Source organism: Falsirhodobacter xinxiangensis (assembly GCF_004959935.1).
GTDB lineage: Bacteria > Pseudomonadota > Alphaproteobacteria > Rhodobacterales > Rhodobacteraceae > Falsirhodobacter > Falsirhodobacter xinxiangensis.
This window is the reverse complement of the sequence record NZ_SMYN01000045.1, coordinates 1-6,550: the sequence shown is the minus strand read 5'-3', so window position 1 is coordinate 6,550 and position 6,550 is coordinate 1. Positions and strand designations below refer to the sequence as shown.

General features: G+C 61.8%; 7 protein-coding genes. All 7 read right to left on the bottom strand.

What is annotated here, in order from left to right; translation table 11 throughout:
* Nucleotides 1-78: 78 nt before the first annotated feature.
* The 7 genes from E2K76_RS19860 to E2K76_RS19830 all read right to left on the bottom strand — a co-directional run bounded on the left by E2K76_RS19860 (nt 79) and on the right by E2K76_RS19830 (nt 6,067).
* Nucleotides 79-732: an RraA family protein gene (locus E2K76_RS19860; protein WP_136686173.1), complete on the bottom strand. Its 654-nt coding sequence runs from the start codon at nt 730-732 to the stop codon at nt 79-81.
* A complete protein-coding gene (locus E2K76_RS19855) occupies nt 729-1,499 on the bottom strand; it encodes an HpcH/HpaI aldolase family protein (protein ID WP_136686172.1) in 771 nt (256 codons plus the stop codon). The genes E2K76_RS19860 and E2K76_RS19855 overlap by 4 nt, the downstream gene beginning before the upstream one ends.
* Nucleotides 1,496-2,326 (bottom strand): carbon-nitrogen hydrolase family protein, encoded by an 831-nt coding sequence (locus tag E2K76_RS19850; protein ID WP_136686171.1) that lies wholly within the window; start codon nt 2,324-2,326, stop codon nt 1,496-1,498. The genes E2K76_RS19855 and E2K76_RS19850 overlap by 4 nt, the downstream gene beginning before the upstream one ends.
* Before the next feature lie 17 nt (nt 2,327-2,343).
* On the bottom strand, nt 2,344-3,339 hold the full coding sequence (locus tag E2K76_RS19845; protein WP_136686170.1) for a DctP family TRAP transporter solute-binding subunit: 996 nt from the start codon (nt 3,337-3,339) through the stop codon (nt 2,344-2,346).
* Nucleotides 3,340-3,379: 40 nt separating this feature from the next.
* The gene (locus E2K76_RS19840) at nt 3,380-4,660 is read right to left on the bottom strand and encodes a TRAP transporter large permease subunit (RefSeq protein WP_136686169.1); all 1,281 of its coding nucleotides are present in this window, start codon (nt 4,658-4,660) and stop codon (nt 3,380-3,382) included.
* A complete protein-coding gene (locus E2K76_RS19835; RefSeq protein WP_136686168.1) occupies nt 4,657-5,196 on the bottom strand; it encodes a TRAP transporter small permease in 540 nt (179 codons plus the stop codon). Before E2K76_RS19835 ends, E2K76_RS19840 begins: the two co-directional genes overlap by 4 nt.
* 172 nt (nt 5,197-5,368) lie before the next feature.
* Complete coding sequence (locus E2K76_RS19830) at nt 5,369-6,067, bottom strand: FadR/GntR family transcriptional regulator (protein WP_136686167.1); 699 nt, start codon at nt 6,065-6,067, stop codon at nt 5,369-5,371.
* Nucleotides 6,068-6,550: the final 483 nt, after the last annotated feature.

The window sequence follows — 6,550 nt, the reverse complement described above, 5'->3', positions numbered from 1 at the left end:
GAAATCTGTCCAAGGATCGGGGAGTAGCTCAGACACACTGTTGCGAAAACGATCTCAATCTTTTTTCGCATAGCGATTTTAGCCCTGCGCCCGCCGCGCCCCGTTTAGGTCGGCCAACCGTGTGCCGGAACCCAGGCGCCACCGCCACTCTACCTCGCGGGCCTCGTCTTCCTCGGCCTTACCAAAGAGTTCGCCGAGATCGAACGCGGCAGGCAAGCGCATCAAGCCATTCGCATCTCCGAAAATCAGATCGCCGGTTCTGACGATCACATCCCCGATGATAACGGGTCCGAACAGTTCTGCGCCTGGCACATTCAGCAATCGTGTAGTGACCACGTTGGTGCCGCGGGCATAGATCGGCAAGCCTATCTCACGCAACTCCTCGATGTCCGTCACGATGCCGTCCACAACGATGCCCGCCGCACCTGCGGCATGGGCGGCACGGGCCACCATTTCGCCCACGCAGGCGATGTGGTGATCGCCCGCGCGGTCGATCACCAGCACGTCGCCGGCCTGCAATTCGTCCAGCACCAGATGCACCGGCAAGGCATCGGGCAAAGGCTGGCGGACGGTAACCGCGCGGCCGATCAGCTTGCCAGAGGTCAGCGGGCGCACGGCAGGCGACACGATGCCTTCGGTCAGGTAATGGCCCAGCGAGGCGGGCTGGATCGCCCGCATCCTTTCCAGAATGGCGGGATCGAGCGGCGTACGGTCGAAAGGATGCCGGATCATTTCCGCACACCCTTCACCAGTTCTGCGGCGGTGCGACATCCAGCATTCAGGAACGCCATGTCGTTGCCGACCAGCAGCATGTCGCCGCCTTCGGCCAGAAGATCGGCCACCTGCTCCGGTGTTTGGGGCGCGCACGGCAGCATCACCTTGATCCCGCGTGCATGGCATTTCGCGATCAACTCTCGCATCGCCTCGCGCACTTGCGGATGCTTCATCGAATAATCCACCGGAATGCCGCAGGACAAAGCGTAATCGGCTGGGCCGAAATGCACGACGTCGATGCCCGGAACGTCGAGGATCGCGTCGATATCGGCAAAGAATTCGTGGCATTCAGCCATCGGGATCAGCAGCGTCTCGCGGTTGGCGCGGGCGGCGTAGTCGGTCCAATCGAAGCCTGGCCCGCCATAATTGGCCGAGCGGACCGAACTGTCGCCGCCCCGCCGTCCGAGCGGGGGGAATTTGGTCGCCGCCACGATGCCACGCATCTGTGCTGCATCATGGACCTGCGGGATGATGACGCCCGCTGCCCCCAGTTCCAGCGCCTTGCGCAGTCCCGTGGGGCTGCTGTCCGGCACTCGAATCAGTGGTGCTACACCTGCCAGACGCGCGGCAAGGATCATCCGTTCCATAGGCAGGTCCAGACCAAGCGCGGTATGTTCGGCATCAATGAACACGAAATCCAGCCCGTGATGTCCCGCGATTTCCACCGCAGCAGGCGCACCGGAATACACGTTCATCCCGAAGGTCGGGCGCGACAGGTCCATCATACCGTGGCCGCCAATGTGCAGACGCGATAATCCTGCGGGCGGCGATCGCGCCACGGGTGGACCTCATAGACGCCCGGATCGCGGATGATCGACTTCACGCGGGCCTTTTCAAGGTCCAGATCGACGGTGAAGATGCCATCCGCCATGCCCGCATTGATGATCTCGGACCCGTCGGGGCCGATGACATGGCTCGATCCCATGAACTGCATCCCGTCATCCATGTCGTTGCGGTTCGACGACAGGAAATAGACGAAGTTTTCCGCAGCCCGGACGCGGCTGAACAGGTCGGGCAGGATGCGCGCGGCCTCGGGCCATGCGGCGGGCAGGACGATGATGTCGGCTCCCTCCAGCGCCAAGGTGCGGGCGACCTCGGGGAAGCGGATCTCGTAGCAGATGGCGACGCCGATGCGCCCGATTTCAGTATCGAAGACAGACGGCCCCTCGATCTCGGGGATGTCGACGAAACGGTCGCCGATCATGAAAGGCAGGTGCATCTTGTGATGCAGCCCGATGATCCCCTTTGGCCCGATCAGGGCGGCGGTGTTCAGCGCCTGGCCGCCGCGCCGCTGATAGAAACCGACGACGATATGGATGCCGGTCTCGCGCGCGGCGGCAAGGATCGGTTCCAGATCACCACGTTCGATATCCACGGACGCGGCGATCAGGCTTTCGCGGTCATCAAAGGAACCGCCAGTCAGGAAGCATTCCGGCCAGGCGATCAGGCGCGACCCCGATGCCGCCGCCTCGCGCGATTTTTCGGCGACAAGGGCCGTGGTGGCAGCGGTGTCGCCATGGATGGGCGAGAACTGGGCGAATGAGATCTTCATGGCGATTTTCCTGTGGGTCAGTCGAGCTTGAAGCCCACCGCGTCGAACACGGTCTGCGTCATCTCGGGGTCGAAGGTGGTTGCGTATTTGGCGATGACGGGGCGCACGGCGTCCTGCATCCGCGTCATTTCGGCGGGGTCGATCTCGGTCACGGTGTTGCCCGCCTCGCGGATCGCGGCCAGCGCAGTGGTTTGTGCGTCGCGCGAAATCTGGCGCTGTTCGATGGCGGTTTCGCGGGCGACCTCGATGATGAGGGTCTGCTCATCCTCGGTCAGCTTGTCCCAGAACGGCTTGCCGATCAGAACGATCTGCGGGTTGTAGTTGTGGCGCGTGACGGAAATGAAATCCTGCACCTCGTGATACTTGGACCCGAGGATGAAGGGCGCGGTGGTTTCCTGCCCGTCCACGGCGCCGGTTTCCAGCGCGGTATAAAGTTCGGTCACGGCCATCGGCGTCGGGTTCGCGCCCAGCGCTGCCCACATGTCCACCAGCAGCGGGTTCTGCTGCACGCGGATCTTCAGGCCGGAGATGTCCTCCAGCTTGGTCACCTCGTGCTTGTTGTTGGTCAGCAGGCGGAAGCCCTGTTCCCAGAACGCCAGCCCAATGACGCCATGTTCGGGAAGCTGGTCGGTCAGGTGCTGGCCCACCTCGCCATCCAGCAGCGCATCGACGGCATCCACGTCCTGATAGATGAATGGCAGGTCCAGAATGCCGAAATCCTGCGCTTGGGAAATCATGTTGCCCGCGTTCCAGACCATCATCTCCACCACGCCGCCTTGCAGCGAGGACAGCACCTGCACATCGCCGCCCAGCACACCGTTGGCGAAGACGCGGGTGTTCAGCTTGCCGCCGCTTTTCTCGGCCAGCTTTTCGGCGAAGATGTGCATGCCAAGGACGGGGGGCGTGCCCTCTTGCCCCGTGGCGGCGAATTTGATGGTGCGCGAATTGTAGTCCTGTGCATATGCGCCCGTGGCCAGAAGGGCAGCGGTCAGAAATCCGAAGATCGTTTTCATAAGTCTATCCATGTTGGGGGTTGCGGGGTCTTTTCGCCCCTTAATGAGAGATCCAGGCGGCAGGCACGGTCACCAGTTCCGGGAACAGCACCAGAAGGAACAGCACGGCGACTTCGGCCAAGAAGAACGGAAGCGTGCCCTTGAACAGCGCTTCGTAATCCATCTTGCCGACGGCGCAGACGACGTTCAGCACCGTGCCGACGGGCGGCGTGATCAGCCCGATGGCGCAGTTGATCATGAACAGGACGCCGAAATAGATCGGGTCGATCCCCGCTGCGACGACAACTGGCACAAGAATGGGGCCAAGCAGCAGGATCGTCGGCGTCAGGTCCATCGCCGTGCCGACCACGATGATCAGCAGCATCAGAACGAACATCAGCAGCTTGGGATCGTCCATGAACGGCTCGATCATGCCGATGACCTGTCCGGGGATATCGGCGATGGTGATCATCCATGCCGGGATCGCGGCCGCGGCAACAAGGAACATCACCCCGGCCGAGGTCTTGCCCGCACGGAAGGTCAGCTCCTTCAGATCGTCCAGGGACAATTCGCGATAGACGAACATGGCGACGAATAGCGCATAGGCGGCGGCGACGGCGGCGGCCTCGGTCGGCGTCACGATGCCGAAGCGCAGGCCGACGATGATGATGACCGGCAGCATCAGCGCCCAAAGACTGCCCTTGAACGCGCGGCCCCGTTCGGCCCAGCTTGCGCGGGGGGTGGGGATCACGTCTTCCTTGCGGGCCACGAAAAACCAGGTGATCGCCAGTGCGACCGCGATCATGATGCCCGGCGCGATGCCGGCAAGGAACAGCTTGCTGATCGACAGGTTGGTTGCCACGCCGAACACGATGAAGCCGATGCTGGGCGGAATGATCGGCCCGATGATCGAGGCCGAGGCGATCAGCCCGCCCGCGCGTTCCTTGGCATGGCCCGCCGCCACCATCATCGGCAGCAGCAGCGCCGAAAGCGAAGCCGCATCCGCCAGCGCCGAACCCGACAACGACGACAGCAGAACGCTGGCAAAGATCACAACATATCCAAGGCCACCGCGCTTGTGCCCGACCAGCGATTGCGCCAGCGCGATGATGCGGCGCGACAGGCCGCCGGTGTTCATCACCTCGCCCGCCAGAATGAACAGCGGGATCGCGATCATGGGAAAGCTGTCGACCGCGTTCAGCAGGTTCTGGGCGATGATCTGGCCGTCGAACAGCCCCATCTGCCACATCAGCGCCGCGCCCGTGATGATCAGCGCATAGGCGATGGGCGCACCGATGGCGATGACGGCCAGAAGCGTGCCCGTGAAAAGCGCGACGGTCATTTCAGCGCCCCTTCCGCCATCAGGCGCTCGGCCTCCTCTTCGTCCTCGGACACGGCGACGGTCAGGTCCGTCAGCCTGCCCGTGACCAGCAGCAGCAGCTGTGAGATCAGGAACATCCCGCTCAGCGCCGCAAAGAACACGCCTGCGGCATAGACCAGCCCGATGGGCAACATCGTCGCGGGCGAGATGGTGGACAGGTTGATCTGCATCTGCTGCCAACTTCCGACCAGCAGCAGCCATGTGACGTAAAGCATCACCAGATGCGTCGCGGCAAAGGCCATGCGGCGCAGCGACATCGGCAGGCGTCGCACCAGCATGTCCACGCCGATATGCCCGCGTTCATACAGAACCAGCAGCGCGCCGATGAAGGTCATCCAGACGTAAAGCAGCCCCGAGATGCCCTCGGACAGATAGATGCCGCTGTTGAACGCATAGCGCAGCACCACGTTGCAAAAGATCAGGCAAAGCATTCCCGCCATGCAGAGGATCACGATCCACCGCAAAATCCCGAGATAGATGTTCCTGAAGGCGGTCATGTTTACCCTCCGCTGTCAAACAAGGGGCATTTACCCCAGAACAGAGGACGCAGATCTGCCATCGGCCAAAGCCGTTCATCCTCCGACAGCACGCCCGTTTACGGGTCTTTCGCCGCGGTCTCCCTGTTACCTCATTGCTAGGTTAATTGTATGATGACTGTCAACGTATGATTCAGGCAGCCTTCAATTTCCTGTATCGGTCCAGACTGCCAACCAGATGGAACCGCATGGCATCGCGCGCATCCAGCACATCCCGGCGCTCGATCGCGTCAGCGATACGTCGATGTTCTTCCAGCATTTTCGCCAGATATTCGCGGGTGATCTTGGGGATCGAGGCATGGATCAACTGGCTGCGCGGGATGATGACCGGACCGATGAAGGACATGAAACGCGGCATGTAGTTGTTGCCGCTCGCTTCGGCGATGGCCATGTGAAAGTCGAAATCCAGCTCCCGGGGGTTCGCGGAGAACACGTCGAGATCGGTCGTTCGTTCGAATGCGTCAAGGATACGGCGCAGCCCCGCCTCGTCGCGCCGCTGTGCCGCAAGGCCCGCGGCCTCCACCTCTACCCCAAGCCGAAGCTCCAGGATTTCCAGGATTTCGTTCAATTCGCCCAACCGATCCGGGCTGATCTTCAGCACCATTCCGCCACGCGCTGCAACGAAGACGCCAACACCTTGGCGCGACTCAACCAGACCTTCAGACCTCAGATGGGCGATGGCCTCGCGCACGACGGTACGGCTGACGTTGTAGATTTCGCCCAGTTTCGCCTCGACCGGAATGCGAGCTCCCACGGCGTATTCGCCAGCGTCGATCCGTTCGGCGATGTCCTTCGCCACGATGGAAGACAAGCTGTCGCGCCGTCGCTTCATGTAGTGCCCCCGTTTTGTTTTATGATGTCATATCTCATGAAGAACCGCGAATGAAGCGCATTGCGTCGCCGTCCCAGCATGTTTCCCGGAAACAGATTGCGGTTGGACCCGAAATCCATGCACCATAAGCACCAAAGGGCTTCGGGCATTGTGTTAGTCCGATGCCGGCTTCTGCCACGTCCAGAGAGGGCGGACGATCGACGGCCCCCTGACACCAATGCTGCGAAGCCGCATTCTCCGAAGCGGCCACTCGCAGGACGTGCAGCGAAAAGTTCGCAGTTGAAGTCTCGGGTTTGCGGTACAAAGCGAACTCTCGCTGCTTTCTCGTGTGAGCTATCTACATGTGCTGCCTAAGGCGGTTACGCGACCTTCACGATCAGCTTGCCGAAGTTCCGACCCTCCAGCATCCCAATGAACGCTTCGGGTGCGGCGTCGATACCGTCCACCACATGTTGATTTCCACCGAGACGTGACCCGGTGGGG

Excerpts from the sequence above, each read along its gene's own strand:
- E2K76_RS19860 (WP_136686173.1), bottom strand. The coding sequence starts at position 732 with ATGATCCGGCATCCTTTCGACCGTACGCCGCTCGATCCCGCCATTCTG.
- E2K76_RS19855 (WP_136686172.1), bottom strand. The coding sequence starts at position 1,499 with ATGATGGACCTGTCGCGCCCGACCTTCGGGATGAACGTGTATTCCGGT.
- E2K76_RS19850 (WP_136686171.1), bottom strand. The coding sequence starts at position 2,326 with ATGAAGATCTCATTCGCCCAGTTCTCGCCCATCCATGGCGACACCGCT.
- E2K76_RS19845 (WP_136686170.1), bottom strand. The coding sequence starts at position 3,339 with ATGAAAACGATCTTCGGATTTCTGACCGCTGCCCTTCTGGCCACGGGC.
- E2K76_RS19840 (WP_136686169.1), bottom strand. The coding sequence starts at position 4,660 with ATGACCGTCGCGCTTTTCACGGGCACGCTTCTGGCCGTCATCGCCATC.
- E2K76_RS19835 (WP_136686168.1), bottom strand. The coding sequence starts at position 5,196 with ATGACCGCCTTCAGGAACATCTATCTCGGGATTTTGCGGTGGATCGTG.
- E2K76_RS19830 (WP_136686167.1), bottom strand. The coding sequence starts at position 6,067 with ATGAAGCGACGGCGCGACAGCTTGTCTTCCATCGTGGCGAAGGACATC.